The organism is Phenylobacterium sp. (assembly GCF_030698145.1).
Classification (GTDB): domain Bacteria; phylum Pseudomonadota; class Alphaproteobacteria; order Caulobacterales; family Caulobacteraceae; genus Phenylobacterium.
Genome location: NZ_JAUYNW010000089.1, coordinates 1 through 19,094, shown reverse-complemented (window position 1 = coordinate 19,094; position 19,094 = coordinate 1). Strand labels below are relative to the sequence as shown.

18 protein-coding genes, 1 tRNA gene and 1 pseudogene are annotated in these 19,094 nt (G+C 70.2%); 8 read left to right on the top strand and 12 right to left on the bottom strand.

Annotation, left to right across the window (positions count from 1 at the left end):
- The first annotated feature begins 3 nt into the window (after positions 1–3).
- Entirely contained in the window at positions 4–285 is a 282-nt protein-coding gene (locus tag Q8Q77_RS13380) for a DUF167 family protein (protein ID WP_305584104.1), read from the top strand.
- On the opposite strand, the gene Q8Q77_RS13375 is transcribed toward Q8Q77_RS13380, so the two are convergent.
- The 4 genes from Q8Q77_RS13375 to Q8Q77_RS13360 all read right to left on the bottom strand — a co-directional run bounded on the left by Q8Q77_RS13375 (position 276) and on the right by Q8Q77_RS13360 (position 5,528).
- Positions 276–1,565, bottom strand: coding sequence for an ammonium transporter (locus Q8Q77_RS13375; RefSeq protein WP_305584103.1), 1,290 nt, complete (start codon positions 1,563–1,565; stop codon positions 276–278). The two genes, Q8Q77_RS13380 and Q8Q77_RS13375, sit on opposite strands and share 10 nt — an antisense overlap.
- A gap of 115 nt (positions 1,566–1,680) precedes the next feature.
- Positions 1,681–3,117: a methyl-accepting chemotaxis protein gene (locus Q8Q77_RS13370; RefSeq protein ID WP_371130456.1), complete on the bottom strand. Its 1,437-nt coding sequence runs from the start codon at positions 3,115–3,117 to the stop codon at positions 1,681–1,683.
- Between the two features lie 57 nt (positions 3,118–3,174).
- Complete coding sequence (locus Q8Q77_RS13365; protein WP_305584102.1) at positions 3,175–3,657, bottom strand: chemotaxis protein CheW; 483 nt, start codon at positions 3,655–3,657, stop codon at positions 3,175–3,177.
- Positions 3,657–5,528, bottom strand: a complete 1,872-nt coding sequence (locus Q8Q77_RS13360; RefSeq protein ID WP_305584101.1) for a methyl-accepting chemotaxis protein — start codon at positions 5,526–5,528, stop codon at positions 3,657–3,659. The genes Q8Q77_RS13365 and Q8Q77_RS13360 overlap by 1 nt, the downstream gene beginning before the upstream one ends.
- 284 nt (positions 5,529–5,812) lie before the next feature.
- On the opposite strand from Q8Q77_RS13360, the gene Q8Q77_RS13355 reads away from it, so the two are divergent.
- Entirely contained in the window at positions 5,813–6,580 is a 768-nt protein-coding gene (locus Q8Q77_RS13355) for a Sir2 family NAD-dependent protein deacetylase (protein WP_305584100.1), read from the top strand.
- Here Q8Q77_RS13355 and Q8Q77_RS13350 read toward each other — a convergent pair.
- The gene (locus Q8Q77_RS13350; protein ID WP_305584099.1) at positions 6,577–8,388 is read right to left on the bottom strand and encodes a methyl-accepting chemotaxis protein; all 1,812 of its coding nucleotides are present in this window, start codon (positions 8,386–8,388) and stop codon (positions 6,577–6,579) included. The two genes, Q8Q77_RS13355 and Q8Q77_RS13350, sit on opposite strands and share 4 nt — an antisense overlap.
- 206 nt (positions 8,389–8,594) lie before the next feature.
- Positions 8,595–8,864 carry a hypothetical protein gene (locus Q8Q77_RS13345; RefSeq protein ID WP_305584098.1) on the bottom strand — a complete coding sequence of 90 codons (270 nt, stop codon included), beginning with the start codon at positions 8,862–8,864 and terminating at the stop codon, positions 8,595–8,597.
- Positions 8,865–9,103: 239 nt separating this feature from the next.
- On the opposite strand from Q8Q77_RS13345, the gene Q8Q77_RS13340 reads away from it, so the two are divergent.
- The gene (locus Q8Q77_RS13340; RefSeq protein ID WP_371130455.1) at positions 9,104–10,018 is read left to right on the top strand and encodes an EpsD family peptidyl-prolyl cis-trans isomerase; all 915 of its coding nucleotides are present in this window, start codon (positions 9,104–9,106) and stop codon (positions 10,016–10,018) included.
- Between the two features lie 110 nt (positions 10,019–10,128).
- Here the strand turns inward: Q8Q77_RS13340 and Q8Q77_RS20730 are convergent.
- From Q8Q77_RS20730 to hemC, 6 genes and pseudogenes are all read right to left on the bottom strand, one after another.
- Positions 10,129–10,239, bottom strand: a pseudogene (locus Q8Q77_RS20730) (PEPxxWA-CTERM sorting domain-containing protein); the annotation flags it as partial.
- A 775-nt stretch (positions 10,240–11,014) separates the two neighbouring features.
- Positions 11,015–11,090 (bottom strand) — tRNA-Thr (locus Q8Q77_RS13330).
- 34 nt (positions 11,091–11,124) lie between these two features.
- Positions 11,125–12,651: a heme biosynthesis protein HemY gene (locus Q8Q77_RS13325; RefSeq protein ID WP_305584095.1), complete on the bottom strand. Its 1,527-nt coding sequence runs from the start codon at positions 12,649–12,651 to the stop codon at positions 11,125–11,127.
- Positions 12,648–13,532: a COG4223 family protein gene (locus Q8Q77_RS13320; RefSeq protein WP_305584094.1), complete on the bottom strand. Its 885-nt coding sequence runs from the start codon at positions 13,530–13,532 to the stop codon at positions 12,648–12,650. Before Q8Q77_RS13320 ends, Q8Q77_RS13325 begins: the two co-directional genes overlap by 4 nt.
- 3 nt (positions 13,533–13,535) lie before the next feature.
- Positions 13,536–14,234, bottom strand: coding sequence for a uroporphyrinogen-III synthase (locus tag Q8Q77_RS13315; protein ID WP_305584093.1), 699 nt, complete (start codon positions 14,232–14,234; stop codon positions 13,536–13,538).
- 54 nt (positions 14,235–14,288) lie between these two features.
- Positions 14,289–15,257 (bottom strand): hydroxymethylbilane synthase, encoded by a 969-nt coding sequence (gene hemC, locus Q8Q77_RS13310; protein WP_305584092.1) that lies wholly within the window; start codon positions 15,255–15,257, stop codon positions 14,289–14,291.
- A gap of 72 nt (positions 15,258–15,329) precedes the next feature.
- Here hemC and tsaD point away from each other — a divergent pair, with 72 nt between their 5' ends.
- The 5 genes from tsaD to Q8Q77_RS13285 are packed head-to-tail and all read left to right on the top strand — an operon-like array spanning position 15,330 to position 18,842.
- Positions 15,330–16,421: a tRNA (adenosine(37)-N6)-threonylcarbamoyltransferase complex transferase subunit TsaD gene (gene tsaD / locus Q8Q77_RS13305; RefSeq protein WP_305584091.1), complete on the top strand. Its 1,092-nt coding sequence runs from the start codon at positions 15,330–15,332 to the stop codon at positions 16,419–16,421.
- Positions 16,418–17,407 (top strand): NAD(P)H-dependent glycerol-3-phosphate dehydrogenase, encoded by a 990-nt coding sequence (locus tag Q8Q77_RS13300; protein ID WP_305584090.1) that lies wholly within the window; start codon positions 16,418–16,420, stop codon positions 17,405–17,407. Before tsaD ends, Q8Q77_RS13300 begins: the two co-directional genes overlap by 4 nt.
- An 8-nt stretch (positions 17,408–17,415) precedes the next feature.
- A complete protein-coding gene (locus Q8Q77_RS13295) occupies positions 17,416–17,703 on the top strand; it encodes a YciI family protein (RefSeq protein WP_305584089.1) in 288 nt (95 codons plus the stop codon).
- Entirely contained in the window at positions 17,700–18,068 is a 369-nt protein-coding gene (locus Q8Q77_RS13290; RefSeq protein WP_305584088.1) for a Rieske (2Fe-2S) protein, read from the top strand. Before Q8Q77_RS13295 ends, Q8Q77_RS13290 begins: the two co-directional genes overlap by 4 nt.
- Positions 18,069–18,125: 57 nt before the next feature.
- Positions 18,126–18,842, top strand: coding sequence for a class I SAM-dependent methyltransferase (locus tag Q8Q77_RS13285; RefSeq protein WP_305584087.1), 717 nt, complete (start codon positions 18,126–18,128; stop codon positions 18,840–18,842).
- Positions 18,843–19,094: the final 252 nt, after the last annotated feature.

Here is a 19,094-nt window from a genome sequence, read left to right as displayed (position 1 = left end):
GCCATGCGCCTGCCGGTCCGGGTGACGCCCAAGGGCGGCCGGGACGGCGTGGACGGCTGGGCCCTGGACCCGGGCGGGCGGCCCTACCTGAAGGTGCGGGTGAGCGCCGCGGCCGCCGACGGGGAGGCCAATGCGGCCCTGACGGCGTTCCTGGCCAAGACCTTGAAAGTCTCGAAATCCTCCGTGCGCATCGTCTCGGGCGAGACGGCGCGGCTCAAGGTGCTGGACATCGAGGGCGTGGACGAGGCGGCGCTGGAAGCCGCCTTCCCGAAGTCTCAGGGATAGGCCCGCTCGCCGTGGTTGGCGAGGTCGAGGCCGTCCTCCACCGCCTCGGCCGAGGCGCGCAGGCCCACCGTGCGGCGAACCACGAAGACCAGCACCAGGGTCGCTACGGCCGACCAGGCGCAGACCGCCGCCACGCCGATGATCTGGGTCACCGCCTGGCCGCCCATGTCGACGCCCTCGGCATAGCCGGCGCCGCCCAGTGCGGGCGTGGCCAGCACCGCCACCAGCAAGGTCCCCAGGATGCCGCCCACCCCGTGAACTGCGAAGACGTCGAGGCTGTCGTCGATCTTGAGCCGGCTCTTCACGAAATCGACCGCCTGGTAGCAGACGAAACTGCCCGCGGCGCCCAGGATCACCCCGCCCAGCGGACCCACGAAGCCGGAGGCCGGCGTGACGGTGGCCAGGCCGGCGACGATCCCGGTGACGATGCCGATCATGCTGGCGCGCTTGTAGCGGGTCCATTCGATCAGCGCCCAGACGAGGCCGGCCGTGGCGGCCGACAGGTGGGTGGCGATGAGAGCCGCGCCCGCCGCGCCGTCGGCGGCGAGCGCGCTGCCGGCGTTGAAGCCGTACCAGCCGACCCACAGCATCGCCGCGCCCATCATGGTCATGCCCGGATTGTGCGGCGGCGAGAGATCACGCGGGAAGCCGTCGCGCGGGCCGAGGCGCCAGGCGATCAGCAGGGCCGAGACGCCCGCCGTGGCGTGGACGACCAGGCCGCCCGCATAGTCCATGACCTTCATCTGGGCGAGCCATCCGCCGCCCCAGACCCAGTGGCAGACCGGCGCATAGACCACCAGCAGCCAGAGACCCGAGAACACCATGACGGCGGAGAACTTGATGCGCTCGACGAAGGCGCCGACGATCAGGGCCGGGGTGATGATCGCGAAGGTCATCTGGAAGGCGAAGAACACGCTCTCGGGCAGGACGCCGGTCACCGCGTCGCGGCCGACTGAGGCCAGGGCGAACTTGGCGAGGTCGCCCACCAGCGGATGGGTCCCGGAGAAGGCCAGGCTGTAGCCGCCGAACAGCCACAGCACCGAGGCCAGGCAGGCGATGGCCACGCAGTGCATCATCACCGACAGCACGTTCTTCGACCGCACCAGGCCCGCGTAGAACAGGGCCAGGCCCGGCAGGGTCATGAACAGCACCAGGGCCGTGGCGCTCAGGATCCAGGCGGTGGCGGCGGGGTCGACGGCCGGCGCGGCGTCCTGCGCCCAGGCCGGGGTGGCGACCATGACCATCGAGATCAACGCAAGTCCGCGCCGCAGGTATGACATGCCGCCTAGCCCCCAGATTCCGGTTCGACGACCCTGGCTACAGGACAATTCGCCCGATGTGCAGGCACAATCTTGCGTAGGCCGCCCGAAATTTGGGCGCCATTTCGACGGCGGTCTAGAACTCTTCCCAGCTGTCCTGGCGGCCGACCACGGCGAGGCGCCGCGAGGCGGGCTGCGCGGCGCGGGCGCGGGGCGCGGGAGCCGGCGCCGCGACCGGCTCGCCGTCATGGGTGCGGAAGTGGGCGATCAGCTTGGCGAGCTCGACGGCCTCGTTGGCCAGGGCGTGGCTGGCCGCGGTGGACTGCTCGACCATGGCGGCGTTCTGCTGCGTCACCTGGTCCATGTGATTGACCGCGGTGTTGACCTGGTGGAGCCCCGTGGCCTGCTCCTGGGCGCTGGCGGCGATCTCGGCGACGACGCCGTTGATCTCGGCCACCTGGGTCACGATGAGCTGCAGGGCCTTGCCAGTCTCGGCCACCAGGGTCACCCCCTGGCCGACCTGCTCGCCTGAGGCGTTGATCAGGGCCTTGATCTCCTTGGCGGCCTCGGCCGATCGCTGGGCGAGCGCCCGGACCTCGGAGGCGACGACGGCGAAGCCACGGCCGGCCTCGCCGGCCCGAGCGGCCTCGACCCCCGCGTTCAGCGCCAGCAGGTTGGTCTGGAAGGCGATCTCGTCGATCACCCCGATGATCTGCCCGATCTGCCTGGAGGAACCCTCGATCTCGCCCATGGCCTCGGTGGCCTTGCGGACCACCTCGGCGCTCTGGGCGGCGTTGGTCCGCGCGGTCTCGACCACGCCGCGTGCGTGATTGGCGCCATCGGCGGTCTTGCGCACCGTCTCGGTGATCTCGTCGAGCGCGGCGGCGGTCTCTTCCAGGCTGGCGGCCTGCTGTTCGGTGCGCCGCGACAGGTCGTCGGCGGCGCGGCTGATCTCGTCGGCGCCCGAGCGCATGCTGGAGGTCGCGCCCACCACCACGCCCATGGTGTTCTGGAGCTGACTCATGGCCACATTGAAGTCGTGCTTGAGGGCCTGGTACTGGGGTGCGAAGGCCTCGTTCACACGGGCGGTAAGATCGCCATGCGCGAGGCGTGAAAGCCCGTCGGCCAGGGCGGTGACCACCACGGCCTGCTGCTGCGCCGCCGCGGCCCGTTCGGATTCCAGGCGGTGATGTTCGGTCTCGGCGGCGGAGTCGGCGGCCTCGCGGCCGGCGCGCACGGCGCGGGCCTCGGCCAGGTCGTGGCGCAGGCCGTCCAGGGCCAGCGCCAAGGCGCCCATCTCGGCGCCGGACTCCAGGCCGCTCACCGGCTTTTCGTAGCGCCCGGACGCCAGCTCTGCGACCGAGGCGCTGAGGTCGGCCAGCGGCGCCTTGACGAGACTGCGGAAGACGATCGACAGCACGAAAAGCGCCAGGGCCGCCGTGGCGATTTCGCAGCCGATCAGCGCCAGGCCCCCGACCTTGGCCGTGGCCAGGCCCCAACTGACCGCCTCCGTCGCCCCTAGGGCGCAGACCGTGGCCAGGGTGAGTTTCGCGGTGATCGAAAGGCCGGACATTTGCGGGGTCGTTTCCTCGTCGTCGGGCCTTGCGGCCTCTTGGGTCGTTTGGGGTCGTCAGGCGGCCGCGGCGATAGCGCTCGCCTGGACGTCGGGGGGAAGGATGTGGTCGAGCGATAGCAGCGAGACGATGCCGGTGTCGGTGGTCATCACGCCGGCCACATAGGTGGTGGACTCGATGCTGCCGACCGACGGCGGCGGCTGGATCAGGCCCTCGGTCACGGTGAGGATGTCGGAGACCGCGTCCACGACCAGGCCCATCTGGGCGTCGCCGATCTGGGCCACGACGACCACCGAGGAGGGGCCCGGCTCGGCGACGCCGAGGCCGAGGCGCGCGCCCAGGTCGATGACCGGCAGGATCGCGCCGCGCAGGTTCATCATGCCCAGGACGTGGGGCGGCGCGTGCGGCAAGGGGGTCGCCGCCGTCCAACCCCTAATCTCGCGCACGGCCATGATGTCGATGGCGTAGGCCTGATCGCCGATTCGCACCGAGATCAGTTCGGCCCCGGGGGACGGGATACGCGATGTCGAAACTTCCATCAGAACTCCTCCCAGCTGTCGGCGTCGGACGCCGGCTCATACTTCACCGCGGCATTGCCGCGCGCAGCGTAACCCTTGACGCGCAAGGGTTTTGCGGCTGTCCGCGCCGCCGGTCTTCGGGTCTCGATCTGCGGCGCGACCGACCCGATGTTGAACTGGCCCATCAGGCGCGCGAGCTCGATCGCCTCATTGGCGAGGGCGTGGCTGGCGGCGGTGGACTGTTCGACCATGGCGGCATTCTGCTGCGTAACCTGATCCATCTGATTAACGGCGGTGTTGACCTGTTGCAGGCCGACCGCCTGCTCCTGGGCGCTGGCGGCGATCTCCACGACCGAAGCGTTGATCTCGGCCACCTGGGTGGCGATACGCTGCAGGGCCTTGCCGGTCTCGGCCACCAGCTCGACGCCGGCGCCGACCTGGGCCGACGAGGCGTTGATCAGGGCCTTGATCTCCTTGGCCGCTTCCGCCGACCGCTGGGCGAGCGCCCGCACCTCGGAGGCGACGACCGCGAACCCGGCGTTCAGGGCCAGCAGGTTGGTCTGGAAAGCGATCTCGTCGATCACCCCGATGATCTGCCCGATCTGCTTGGAGGAGCCCTCGATCTCACCCATCGCCTCAGTGGCCCGGTTGACGATGACCGCGCTCTCCTGGGCGTCGGCGCGCGCGGTGGCGACCACCTTACTGGCGTGGTTGGCGCCCTCGGCGGTCTTCTTGACCGTGGCGGTGATCTCATCCAGGGCCGCGGCGGTCTCCTCCAGGCCGGCGGCCTGCTGCTCGGTGCGCCGCGAAAGGTCGTCGGCGGCGGTGGAGATCTCGCCGGCGCCGGACTGCATGCTGGCGGTGTTGCCGCTGATCACCGTCATGGTGTCCTGCAGGCGGTCCATGGCGGCGTTGAAGTCGGACTTGAGCTGGGCGTAGTCGACGGCGAAGGCGGCCTCGATCCGGAAGGTCAGGTCGCCGTCCGACAGTTGCGACAGGCCCCGGGCCAGGGACTCGACCACCACGGCCTGTTCGCGGGCGGCGATGGCGCGGGACTCTTCGGCGGCGCGGCGTTCGGCCTCGGCGGTCGCGCGGGTGTGGGCGACCTCGCCCTCGACGCGCAGCTTCTCGATCGCGGCGTCCTTGAAGGCCAGGACCGCCTGGGCCATCTCGCCGACCTCGTCCTTGCGGCCGAGGGCGGGCACGTCGACCGTATTGTCGCCGGAGGCCAGCCGGCCCATGACCCGGGTCATGGCCCCGACCGGCGCGGCGATGGCGCGCGACAGCAGCCAGGCCATCAGGCAGGCGGCGGCCAGCGCGCCCAGGCTGCCCAGGATCAGGGTGAGCCTGGCCTGACCGATGGCCTTCTGCTGAGTTTCCCAGCGCGAGGCCACCAGGTCGTTCTGGGCCTTCATCAATTCGCCCTGGGCCTCGCGGACCTTGGTCAGACGCACCGTGCCGACCAGGGCGCGCGCCTGGTCGATGGTGGCGGGGTCGCGGGCCAGGTCGATCACCCCGGCGTTCTGGGAGCGCCAATCGACGATGATCGTCTTCAGCTTGTCGGCGCGCTCCACCTGGAGGGGCTGGGTGGTGCGTACCTGGAAGTCGGCGATGTGCTTGTCCACCGCCGCGCCGTTCTTTTCGTAGTTGTTGAGGAACTTGGCGTCCGCCGTGGCCGCGAAGCCGCGCATGGCGTTCTGTTGTTCTATGGTCGCGCTCAAGATTCCAGCCACGTCCTGGCTGTTCTGATAGCTGACATTGTTCTTGCGAGCCGCTTCCAGCGTTGTGTTCAGGCTCAGGAACAAGGCCCCGGCCGATAACGTGAACACCGCAAGGATCACGGCGAATGCCGCGATCAACTTGGTGGATATCCGTGCGTTACTGAAATTCATCGTTGCGCCCCGCAAGTAAATAGGAGGCATTCACTAGCGTTCAGCGGCTGATTGTTGATTAATGGCGATTAACAAAATGCCGGCAAATTGTCGCATGTTGAAGGTTTGACTTCCTGAAGACACCCGCGCGATCATTTCCGGTCTGAAACGACTTCAAGGAACCTTCAACTTCGGCATGGCCAGGGGCGAGTTTCCCGGCCATACCTCGGGCCGACCCGGTCAGACCCCGATTGCCAGGACGCCCGCAGCCCGCTCCAATGCGGGCGGACCAGGACGGATCGACCATGGATGACCTCTCGCCTCGCGGCGGACCGGCAGACGGTTCCCGGCGCGACCTCGCCCAGGCGATCGCGCGGGCGCACAGGATCGTGGTGTTCACCGGCGCCGGCATCTCCACGGAGTCCGGCGTGCCCGACTTCCGCAGCCCCGGCGGGGTCTGGAGCCGCATGAAGCCGATCACCTTCCAGGACTTCGTCGGGGACGAGTCGCGGCGGCGCGAAGCCTGGACCCGCACCTTCTCCGGCGCGGCGCGCTGGACGGGCGCCAAGCCCAACGACGGGCACGCGGCGGTCGCCCGTCTGGTGGCGCAGGGCAAGACCACGGCCGTCATCACCCAGAATGTCGACAATCTGCACCAGGACTCGGGCGTGCCCGCCGACCGGATCATCGAGTTGCACGGCAACGCCCACTATGCGCGGTGCCTGGCCTGCGGCCTGCGCCATGAGTTCGAGGACTTCCGGGAGACCTTCGTGGAACGCGGCGTCATCCCGGCCTGCCGCGAGTGCGGCGGCCTTGTGAAGTCGGCGACCATTTCGTTCGGCCAGGCCATGCCGACCGGGCCGATGGCGCGCGCCGAGGCGGCCACCCTCGACTGCGACCTCTTCCTGGTGCTCGGTTCGTCACTGGTGGTCTATCCAGCAGCGGGGTTCCCGCTTCTGGCCAGGCGCAACGGCGCGATGCTGGCGATCGTCAACCGCGAGCCGACGGACCAGGATCCCTACGCCGACCTCGTCCTGCATGACGAGATCGGCGCGGTGATGAGCCAGGTCTAGGCTGCGCGTCGGCCGGCCTGGGCTGGCTGGGGCACGGCCGAACCGGTGCGGAACTGGGCGATCAGGGTGGCCAGCTCCACAGCCTCCCGCGACAGCGAGTGGCTGGCGGCGGTGGACTGCTCGACCATCGCCGCGTTCTGCTGGGTCACCTGGTCCATATGATTGACCGCGGTGTTGACCTGCTGCAGGCCGGTGGCCTGTTCGTGGGCGCTGGCGGCGATCTCGGCGACGATGCCGTTGATCTCGGCCACCTGGATGACGATGCGCTCCAGCGCCTTGCCGGTCTCGGCCACCAACTCGACCCCGGTCCCCACCTGGGTCGACGAGGCGGTAATCAGGGCCTTGATCTCCTTGGCGGCTTCCGCCGAGCGCTGGGCGAGGGCCCGGACCTCGGAAGCCACGACGGCGAAGCCCTTGCCGGCCTCGCCGGCGCGGGCGGCCTCGACCCCCGCGTTCAGAGCCAGCAGGTTGGTCTGGAAGGCGATCTCGTCGATCACCCCGATGATCTGGCTGATCTGCTTGGACGACCCCTCGATCTCGTCCATGGCCGAGGTCGCGCGGCGCACGACGTCGGCGCCCTGGGCCGCGTCGCCGCGCGCGGTCTCCACCACCTTGCGGGCGTGGGTGGCCCCCTCGGCGGTCTTGCGCACTGTGGCGGTGATCTCATCCAGGGCCGCGGCCGTCTCCTCCAGGCTGGCGGCCTGCTGCTCGGTGCGCCGCGAAAGGTCGTCGGCGGCGGTGGAGATTTCGCCCGCCCCCGAGCGCATGCTGGTGGCCGCGCCGACCACCACGCCAAGGGTGTTCTGCAGTTTGGCCGCGGCGACGTTGAAGTCGCTCTGGAGCTTCAGATAGGCCGGCGGGAGTTCGCCCTGCATCCGGTAGGTGAGGTCGCCCTCCGCCAGCCGCTCCAGCCCCTCGCCGAAGGATCCGACCACCAGGGCTTGGCCCCGCTCGGTGGCGGCCTCTTCGCTTTCGAGACGTTCGCGTTCAGCCTGGGCCTTGGCGGTCTCCTGGGCCGACCGCGCGCGTTCGGCCTCAATAGCGTTGGTCCGGAACACCTCCAGGGAGCGCGCCATCTCCCCGACCTCGTCGGCGCGGTCGCGGGACTTGACCTCGATGTCCACCTCTCCGCCAGCGAGTTGGTTCATCTGGCGAGTCAGGTCCCGCAGCGGGCGCACGACGCCAACGGTGAGGCCGTAGACCCCGCCGGCGACGATGGCCAACAGGACGCCGACCAGGCCAAGACCGCCGATGAGGGCGATGCGCGCATCGGCCGCCGAGCGCTTCTCGATGCTGAGGTTGAGCGCGTTGGCCTCGGGCACCACGGCGTCGATCACGGCGCGATGCGTCTGGTAGGCGCTCGTGGCCCGGCCATAGGCGGCGGCGGCGGCGGCCGTGTCGCCGGCCTCGATCGCCGTCATCAGGTCACCCTCGACAACGGTCCAGAACTGCTGGACCGCCTCATGCGACTCGGCGGTGATCTTACCCTTCAGGCCTTCCGGCAGAGTGGAGTTGGTCCAGTAGAGGTGCCGCGCGTCATACTCCTTATGCAGGACCGACAGCCGTTCGCGGCTCTTGGCCGGCGACTCGACGCCGTCACGGGCGAGAGTCGCCACCAGATAGGCTTCGATCACGTATTCCGGGGGCGGAAGTATATCGGCGACCAGGTCCTTGCCCTGGACGATCTCAGTGTACTGAGGTCCGCCGATGCGGATGTGATTGACCGCCAGCAAGGCCAACAACACCGCCACCAGCACGCCGCCGCCGACAGTCAGCCCGAACGCCCGCACGGCGTCGGATATCTTCATCCGAAACATCGGAACCCCACGATATGAGACGGGCCCCGACCGCGCCGTTGCGGCCTCAGGGGCGTCCGTCAAGGGTCCTGAATACCGGCGTTTTCGTTAACCGGGTTTTACACGGAACCGCCGAAAGCCTTGAAAAACAAGGCGTTTTGCACCCGTGGGTTTCCTAATCAGGGTAAATGCAAGGTAGCCGTGTCAACCCGTGCGCGTCAGCGTTTGGCGGGTCGGGCTCGCAGGCGGGCGGGCGGTGGGTCGGCGCGGAAGTCGCCAGCCGTCCCCAGCTTGGCGTTGCACGCCGGGCAGCGAATCTCGGCGTCGTCGGCGAGGTCGGCGGCCACCGACAGGCCGGCGCCGCAAGGCTTGCATTTCCAGTCGTGCTGGACCGGCGGGGGCGGCGGGGCGGGGCGCGCGCCCGGGATCACCACCTTCGGCGGGTTCTTCAGTTTCAGGATCGGGCGGCGCCGAGGCTCCTCGGTCATGGCGGGGTTCCGTGATAGGCCAGGCGCGGCGCGGTGGCGGCACCCTTGTCGCCGATCGGCGGACAACAGGAAAGACGGCGATTAACTTCGCCCTCAAGTCGCCCAACAATGGAAACCGGTTGAACATCTTTCTCGCTTAACAGGGCGAACGGCTGGTCAAGGGCGCCAGCGGTAGTATTCTTCTAATGACACGCGGGCCAAAAGCCCGCTTCGTGCAAGAATTCCGGGGGAGAGAACCCATGAAGCTGACTTGGACCCATGGCGCGGCGCTGATCGCCTGCGTAGCTATCAGCGGCTGCGGTCTGGGAGGGGGTAAGGGCGGCAAGGCCCCGACCGGCCAGGTTGTGGCCACGGTCGACGGCCAGGAGATCACGGCCATGGAGCTCAACGCCGAGCTCGCCGGGGCCCAGGTCGCCGACGCCGCCCAGCGCAAGGCCGCCGAGCAGGCCGCGCTGCGCCAGATCATCATGCGCAAGCTGCTGGTCAAGCAGGCCAAGGAAGCCAAGATCGACAAGAGCCCGGCCTATGCCCTGCAACAGGAGCGGGCCAACGAGAACATGCTCGCCGGCGCCATGCAGCGGAACCTGGCCCAGGGCATCGCCGAGCCGACCCGCGAGGAGGCCGAACGGTTCGTCGCCGAGCATCCCAAGATGTTCGCCCAACGCCGGGTGATGGTCGTCGACCAGATCGTCACCAGCGGCCTGACCCCCGCCCTGACCAAGCAGCTTGAACCGGCCACGACCCTCGAACAGATCGAGGCGGTTTTCCAGGGCGCGGCGCTCGACTATCAGCGGACCACGGTGGTGCTCGACACCCTCAACGCGCCGCCGGCCTTCGTCGAAACCCTGATGAAGCTGCCGCCCAGCGAGATCTTCGTGTTCCCCCGCGGCGGGGCGGTGATCGTCAACCAGATCCGCGACAGCCGCATCATGCCCTTCACCGGCGATCGCGCGGTCAAGTACGCCCTGACCGGCCTGAAGAACCTGCGCACTCAGGAATCGGTGGCCAAGAAGATGGAAGCCCTGGAAAAGGGCGCTGTCGACAAGATCAAGTACAACGAAGCCTACAAGCCCAAGCCGGCCGCCAAGGCCGCGCCGAAGGCCGCCGCGCCCGCGGCCAAGCCTGCGGCGCCCGCCTCGGCCCCAAACACCTGACGTCGAACGGCTCGGCGCGAGCCGGGCTGATCTCCACGCCAGATCACAGACACAAAAAAACGCCGCCGATCGCAAGATCGGCGGCGTCTTCTTTAGTTGCGTCGGACGCCTTAGGCGGCCGCGAAGGCTTGGCGACGACGCGCGCCGCGCACCATCGAACCGACCGCGCCGAAGCCGATGATCATCATCGCCCAGGTCGCCGGTTCCGGAACCGCGCTGTAGCCGACATCGCTGATTTCCAGCGAGTCCGACTTCGAGAAGAGCTTGAAGCCGGTGATCTTGGCGTCGGACGTGAACGTGAAGCGACCGTTGGTGGTGGCCGCATTGCGTTCGCCGTATTCGCTGCCAACGCCCGAGAACACGCCGAGGTCGGCGCCATCGAAGAAGAAGTCACCAGCGGTGGTGTAGATGGTCCACTGGTTGCCGGTGTCGAGCGAGCCGACATACATGCTGACAGCCGAGGCCGCACCCGTGAAGGTGGCGGTGCTGGTGCCGTAGACGGCCAGATACTGAGTCAGGTCGTCGTCGGTGACCGTCGTGCCGAAGCCCGGCGCCGCGCTGGCGTCGGGAAGCGGGTTGTCGCCGGTGGCCAGACCCGCGGCGGCGAAGACAGAGCTCCAGCCGGGAGCCAGGGTGTAGGGCGAATCGAAGTCAGTCACGAGAATTTCGCCAGGGTTCAGAGCAGTCTGAAAGCTGGAGAAGGTGATCGTCACAGCAGCATTAGCCGCCGTGGCGCCGAGGGTGGCCGCGGCCGCGAAGACGGCTCCGACCAGGATTTTCTTAAAGTTGCTCACTTACGAGCCCTCCATAAACCACATGTCCAAATGCCCCTCCGAGTAACGCCCCCCGAACGCAGTGGTTCGCCCGTAACTCAGTGGTTCATGAAGGGTTAAACTCCAACCTATGCCGCACCGCAACGGGATTCCCCAAATACGTGCGTTTTGTTCGGTGAATAGTGTTATCCGGCCGAATACTCGGGCGATTTCAGAGGATGGGTGGTGCCGCCTAGGTGACTCGAACACCTGACCTACGCATTACGAATGCGCCGCTCTACCGGCTGAGCTAAGGCGGCCCGGTCGCGAACCGGTTCGGCCCGCGAGGAGCGCCTACTTAGCGACTCTCGGCGCGCTCGCCAAGCGCCGCCTCGCCTGAGGGCGACGTTCCCCGGCGCGCGGCGGGTTCGGCGCCGGTGGTTCTTCCTCTTCATAGACCCCCTCGCCGATCGGATAGGGCGCGGAGTCGGCCTCATGGGCCGAGAGGAAGGCCGCGGAGTCGACATAGGAGATGGGCAGTTGTGGCAGCTCGCTCATGGTGCGCTCGCGCCGTTCGTGACGCGGATGCACCAGTTCGCCGGACTCGGCGTAGCTGGCCACCAGCCGGGCCCAGTCGGCCGGCTCGTAGGCGAAGGCGCGCCCCTCGGGGTCGAGATCGGACCAGTCGGGCTCCTGGGCGGCGGACACGCCGCGCGCCATCCAGACCCGGGCCTCGTCCGGCTGGCCGGCGGCGAAACAGGCGCGCGCCATCAGGCCGGCGATCCGCGCGGTCAGCGGCTCGGCCTCCAGGGCGCGGGCGGCCTCCTGCGCGCGGCCGGGCTCGCCGCCGATCAGGGCCTGCTCGACCATCAGGATGCGGCTCTCCCGCGCCTCGGGGTTCGTGAGGGCGAGATCGGCCAGCCGACCGGCTCGCTGGCGCGGGGTCTCGTCGGTTTTCAGGTCGCGATAGGCCAGCCACAGGGCCGGGTGCGGCGCGGCTTTCCAGGCGCTCTCCAGGGCCTGGGCGGCGCGGCCGGCCTTGTTGTCGGCGGCCAGCAGGCGCGCGGCCATGACCACCCCGGGGGCGAAGCCGGGCTGGAGCTTGGCGGCCTCGACCGCGAAATCCTGGGCCTGGGCGCGGGCCTTGGGGTCGGATGAGCCCTCGAGTTGGGCCGCCGAGGCCGCCAGCAGGGCGGCGCGGGCCCGCTCGGCGACGATCGGGGACACGATCTTACGCGCCAGCGCGCTCTTCACCAGGTCCAGCGCCCCGTCCCAGTCGCCAGCCTCCAGCCTGGCTTCCAGCAAGGCGCGCCAGGCCCAGCGGGCGGTTCGCGTCAGGGCGTAGGCCTGTTCGGCATGGGCCAGGGCGGCGGCGCGGTCACCCTGCGCCAGGGCGGCCTGCATAAGGCCTCGCCGTCCAGCCAGCCGCATCTCCGGGAAGCCCAGCATGGCCGAATAGGCGGCCTGGATCGCCACGGGATCGGCGGCGGCGTCGGCGGCGTGGGCCGCCAGCACCCGCACTAGGCCCGGCGCCTCGTCGGCCAGGTCGGCGGCCTTCAGCGCCAAGCGGCGCGCCTCCAGTCCGTCGCCGGCGGCCGCGGCCAGGAAGCCGCGGGTCAGGACTTCGTTGGCCTGGCGCCTGCGGGTCTCGGCGCGGGCGCGGGCGGCGCGGCGCGGCGTCTCCACCACCCACAGCAGCAGCCGCCAGCCGACCATCGCCGCCAGCGCCACGAAGAGGGTGATCAGCACGAAGGCCGTGGCGGTCATATCCGCCCGCCAGCCCAGCCAGACCAGGGTGGCGTGGCCCGGCTCCCCTGTCATGGCCAGGATGGCGGTGGCCAGGGCCGCCACCAGGAAGACGATGATGGCCGCGCGGATCATTCGCCGCTCCGGGCGCCGCTCCGGGCGAGGCCCGCCATGTCCTCCAGGGCCAGCGCGCGGACCTGGGCGATTCGGCGGTCGATGTCGGCCCGGCGCTCGGCCCGCGCGCGCCACGGAGCGAGCGCGGCGCGGCCGGCCGGAGAGAGGCGGTCGAGGGTGGCCAGGGCGGTGACGATGTCGCCCTCCTCGACCTGGATCTCGGCCTTGGCCAGGGTTGCGTCGACGCCAACGCCCGGCACGTCGCCCACCCGGCGGACGGTGACCACCCGCGACAGGGCGTGGCCGATGCGGGCCAGCAGGCCGGCGTCATCGTCCGGCGCCCGCGCCGCGGCGGCCGCGCGCGCGGCGTAGTCGGGGAAGCTGGCGGCCAGGGCGGCGCGGCTGGGCGCGCCCTGCTCAGCATAGGATTTCAGCGAGCGCAGGTCGGCCGACGGCGGGGCTACGGCGGCCAGGGCGGCGAGCTCCTCGGGGAAGGGTCGCGAGGTCTGGGCCGCCTCCATCAGGGCCGCGGCTGCCAGGGCGCCGGCCGCGGCCTGAGCGGCGCGGGCCTGCTGCCCCTCCAGGGTCTCCAGCCGCTGCGCCAGACGCGCGACCTCGGCCGAAGCGCCGGCCGAGACATCTGGGGTGGCAACCGATTGCTCGGCCGGCCGGTCTGGAAACAGGTCTTCCGCTTTCGGCAAGGGAGCGTCGACCGCAGACGACGACGGCGCCTTCAGCGGAAACAGCTTTGGTCCGAAGCCGGCGAGCGCGTAGCCGGCCGCGATGCAGACGAACCCAAAGATGATCATGGCCCAGAAGGCGGGTCCCATGATGCGCGCGCGGCCATAGGACCCGGGATCGCGAGGGACGGAGAGTTCGGCGGGATCAGGCGACACGCTCATGGCCTAACGGTCTATCAGATTCAGCAGCGCCGCTTCGAGGGGGAAGGGCGAGAATACCTTGGCGGCGACCCTGGTCCGGACCAGGGGCTTGAGCACCGCCTTGGAGAGACACAGAACCCGCAATTGCGGCAGGGGTTGGGCTCGCAGCAGCGCCGCCAGGGCCTGGGCCGCCTTGGGGGAATAGACCAGCGCCACGTCCATGTCCGGCAGCCGCGCCAGGTCGGCCGGGTCCAGCGTCGCGGCCACGGTGTCGTAGAGAATCGCCTGCCGGGCCTCGATCCCGTTGCGCTTCAGCACGCCGGCCAGGTCGCCGGCGAGCTCGGCGGCCCCGGGATGCAGCACCGCCCCGGTCAACTCGGCCCGGCGCACGGCGATGCCCTCGGCCAGGGCGGCGACGTCGCCGTCAGCCGACAGCACGCGCTTGAACCCCGCGGCCTTGGCCGCCTGGGCGGTGGCCTGTCCCACGGCGAACACCCGCAGGGACCGGTCATCGGTCAGCTCCGCGAAAGCCCGCACGCCGTTGGTGCTGGTGAAGGCGAGCGCGCCGACCCCCTCCAGGTCCAGGCCGGGATCTGGGAGGTTCCGCACCTCCAGCAGCGGGGCCACGAAGGCCTCGTGGCCCATGTCGCGCACGCGGGCGGCCGTCGCCGCCGCGCCCGGCTGGGCGCGGGTGATCCAAATTCGTTGGGGCGTCTTACTCATGGCAGGGGGGAGAACCTTCACCGTTCGCAACCCTGACGGCGGACGCCGCTGGAATCAATGCGGTGGGAGGATCAAATCGCCGGCTTCCTCCGCGATCGCCTCCCCCAGGGAGAGGCCGAGCGCCCGCGCCGTCTCCTGCGGATCGCGCGCCGAGGACAGCTCGGCCGAGCCCTCGCGGCGGAACCGGTGGACGCCGTCCTGCGACAGGGCTTCGACGATCAGGTGCAGGCCGCCGTTCCGCAGGCGGGCGAAGGCGCCGATGGCGGTCTTGCAGGACCCCTCCAGCGCCGTCATCGCCCCACGCTCGGCGGCCACCGCCACGGCGCTGGGCGCGTGGCGGATCGCCGCCAGCCACGGGGCGCCGATGTCGGCGAGGCGGGTTTCGATGGCCAGGGCCCCCTGGCCCGGGGCCGGGGGACACTCGACCGGGTCGAGCAGGCTCTGCGGCAGGTGGCCGAGACCAAGGCGCTTCAGGCCCGACAGCGCCAGTAGGATGGCGTCGGCGTCGCCCGCCGCCAGCTTGGCCAGCCGGGTGTCGACATTGCCGCGCAGCATCTGGACATCCAGGTCGGGCCGCCGATGCAGGGCCTGGGCCTGGCGCCGCAGGGAGGCCGTGCCCAGCACCGCGCCCTGGGGCAGGTCTTCCAAACGCTGGGCCTTGGGACTGAGGAAGGCGTCGCGGGGATCCTCCCGCTCGGGGATGGCGGCGATGCACAGGCCCTCGGGCAGGGCGGCGGGCATATCCTTCAGCGAATGGATCGCGCAGTCGATGCGCCCGTCGAGCAGGGCTTCTTCGATCTCCTTGGTGAACAGGCCCTTGCCGCCGACTTCCAGCAGGCGGCGATCCTGGATGCGGTCGCCGCTGGTGGTGATGACGATCAGCGGGGCGACCCGTTCGACCTGTGCGGCGTCGTTCGGATCGGCGCCCAGGGCGGCGGCGATCCTGCGCTGCATGATCCCGGCCTGGGCCAGCGAGAGCTTGGAGCCACGGGCCCCGATCCTGACGGGCGGTTGCATGGGCACGGTGCGCGGTCTACCTCGGCGAACGAATGGAGAGCCCGTCCGCTACAGGACGGGACCGGAAGCCGCAACCGAATGACCTTGACCCTCACCGTCCTCGGCCTGGAGACCAGCTGCGACGAGACCGCCGCGGCCGTGGTGCGCCTGACCGCTGACGGTCGCGTAGAGGTGCTGTCCTCCATCGTCGGCACCCAGATCGCCGACCACGCGCCCTATGGCGGGGTCGTGCCCGAGATCGCCGCCCGCGCCCATGTGGAGACCATCGACGCCATCGCGGCCGAGGCGCTCAAGACCGCCGGCCTCGGCTATGGCGACCTGTCGGGCGTGGCGGCCACCGCCGGGCCCGGCCTGGTTGGCGGAGTGATGGTGGGGCTTTCCTTCGGCAAGGCCGTGGCCCTGGCGCGCGGCCTGCCCCTGGTGGCGGTCAACCACCTGGAGGGCCACGCGGTCTCCGCGCGGCTGGCCGCCGACATCCCCTATCCCTTCCTGCTGCTGCTGGTCTCGGGCGGCCACTGCCAGCTCCTGGAGGTCGCCGGGGTGGGCGCCTGCCGCCGGCTGGGGACCACCATCGACGACGCCGCGGGCGAGGCCTTCGACAAGATCGCCAAGACGCTCGGCCTGCCCTATCCCGGCGGTCCGGCCCTGGAGAAGCTCGCCGAGGGCGGCGACGCCTCGGCCTTCACCCTGCCCCGCGCCCTGCTGGGCCGCGAGGGGTTCGACTTCTCCTTTTCGGGCCTGAAGACCGCCGCCGCGCGTTTGGCGCAGACCGTGACGAACGACACCGAGCGCAAGAACCTCGCCGCCGCCGTCCAGGCCGCCATCGCCCGCCAGCTCTCCGAGCGGACCGACCGGGCCATGGCCGCCTACGCCAACGAGCATGAGGGGCGCGCGCTGCGCTTCGTCGTGGCCGGCGGGGTGGCCGCCAACGGGACGGTCAGGGCCCGGCTGAAGGAGACCGCCCAGGCGCGCGGCTTCTCGTTCGACGCGCCGCCGCTGGCCTACTGCACCGACAACGCCGCCATGATCGCCCTGGCCGGCGCCGAGCGCCTGGCGCTGGGGATCAGCGATCCCCTGGACGCCCCGGCCCGGCCCCGCTGGCCGCTGGACGCCGCCGCGGCGCTCGCCAACCCCATCCACGTCCACGGCCGAAAAGGCGCCAAGGCATGAGAAGCGCGGGCGTCATCGGCGGCGGGGCCTGGGGCACGGCGCTGGCCCTGGTCTGTGTGCGGGCCGGCCTCTCCGTCACCCTCTGGGCGCGCGAGCCCGAGGTGGTGGCCGGGATCAACGAGACCCACGAGAACCCCGTCTTCCTGCCGGGCGTAGCCCTCGACCCGGCGGTGCGCGCCACGGCCGACCTGGCCGACCTGGCCGAAGCCGACCTGATCCTCAATGTCACCCCGGCCCAGCATCTGCGCGCCAGCCTCGCGGCCTTCGCCCCCCATGCGCGGCCGGGCGCGCCCATGCTGCTCTGCGCCAAGGGCGTCGAGCAGGCCTCGCTCAAGCTGATGACCGAGGTGCTGGCCGAGACTCTGCCCGACGCCGCGCCGGCCGTTCTGTCTGGGCCTAGCTTCGCGAGCGAGGTGGCCCGCGGCCTGCCCACCGCCGTCACCCTGGCCTGTCCCGACCAGGTCCTGGGCCGGGCGCTCGCCGAGGCGATCGGCACGCCCACCTTCCGCCCCTACCTGGCCGCCGACATGATCGGCGCGGAGATCGGCGGCTCGGTGAAGAACGTCCTGGCCATCGCCTGCGGCATCGTCGAGGGCCGGGGCCTGGGCCGCAGCGCCCACGCCGCCCTGATCACCCGCGGCTTCGCCGAGATGACCCGCATGGCCGTGGCCCTGGGCGGTGAAGCCGAGACGGTCGCGGGCCTCTGCGGCCTGGGCGACCTGGTGCTCACGTGCTCCAGCCCCCAGTCGCGCAACATGAGCGTCGGCCTGGCGCTCGGCGCCGGCCAGACCCTGGACCAGGCCCTGGCCGGCAAGGTCTCGGTGGCCGAGGGCGTGGCCTCGGCTCCCGCCGTCCACGCGCTCGCCGCCAAGCTTAAGGTCGAGACCCCGATCATCGAGGCGGTCGCCGCGATCCTGGCCGGCGAGGCCGATGTCGACGAAGCCATTGCGGGCCTGCTCTCGCGCCCGATCCGAACCGAACGATAGGAACCGCCATGCCGCTCTTCGCCCTGTTCTGCGTCGACAAGCCCGACTCCCTGCCCCTGCGCATGGCCACCCGCGAGGCGCACCTGGCCTATGTGGGAGGCTTCCGCGACCAGCTCCGCCTGGGCGGACCCATGCTGGACGACAAGGGTGACATGGCGGGCTCGATCATCTTCATCGAAGCCGACGACTTGGCCGCCGCCCAGGCCTTCAGCGCCGGCGATCCCTACCGGCAGGCAGGCCTGTTCGACCACGTCCACGTCACCGCCTTCAACCCCACCCTCGGGAAGCTGGGTTGACCCGCGACGGACCCGACAACGCCGCGCGCCCGCCGGCCGGGGTCGAGCTCTGCGCCCTGGCCGACCTGGCCGATCCGGGATCCAAGGGCTTCCGCTTCCGCCACGAGCGGCTGATGTTCGCGGGCTTCGTGGTGCGGGTCGGCGACGAGGTGCGCGGCTATGTGGATAGCTGCCCGCATGCCGGGTGGCCGCTGGCCGCCTGGGACGACCGCTACCTGACCCGCGAGGGCGACCTGATCCTCTGCGGCGGCCACGCCGCCCTGTTCCGCCCGCTGGACGGGGTCTGCGTCGCCGGCCCCTGCGCCGATGAACGCCTGAGCCCATGGCCGGTGGCCGTCATCGAAGGCCGGATCGTCACCGCCTGAGAAGCTTCCTTAACGCCTGCCAGCTAAACCGTGGCCGGTCTTTCAGGAGAGGCTCCCATGGCCGACGCCCTTCGCGCGCTCGCGACGTTCAACGGACGGTTCGCGCCGCAGTTCGCCAGGACCATGCTGGCCACCCCGCGCGCCGACGAGGAGGCCGCGGCTTTCGCCGCCCATTGCGGCGCCATGGGCTTCGAGTTCACCGAAGCCTGGGCCGACAACAATTTCCGCTTCGTCTCGCCGCTGCTGCGCGCCTTCGCCAAGGACAGGGGCCAGATCCGCTATCTCGAGATCGGCGCCTATGAGGGCAAGAACCTGGCTTTCATGGACTGGCTGCTGCCGGCCCGGCTGAACGTCACCGTGATCGACCCCTGGTTCGACGAAGAGCTCAATCCGGAAGAGAAGTACCTGGCCGTCGAGCCGCGCTTCCAGCGCAACGTCGCCAAGCTGAAGTTCGACAACCTGACCGCCCGCAAGGGCTTCTCCACCTACGAACTGCCCAAGATGCTGGAGGCCGGCGAGAAGCTCGACCTTATCTATATCGACGGATCGCACACCGCCTGGGCGGTGGGGGTGGACCTGGCCTATTGCGCGGCCCTGCTCGAGGTCGGCGGCATGATGGTGCTGGACGACTACTGGCACGACGAGAGCGAGATCGGCGGGCCCGGCGTGAAACAAGCCGTGGACCACTTCCACGCCGTGTTCCGGCAGTATTTCGAGATCACCGCCGTCTATCGGCAGGTGGCCCTGACCAAGATCCGCGACATCCCGAGGTAGGGTCGCGCCTCCCCAGTTGCTCCCCTCCTGGGGGAGCTGTCAGCCCCCGGGTCCGACCGGAGGTCGGCCCGAGGATGAACTCCGCTGACTGAGGGGGCCTTGACTCTTTTCTGTGGGCTGCAACCCCCTCCGTCACGTCGCCGATAGAGGCGACGCGCCACCTCGTGTATTTGGCTTGCGCTAGATTTGCAGAGCGGCCGGCCGAGGCGCTCATCACGCCAGCGGCCGGCCGCCGCACCGTCGAGACCGTCG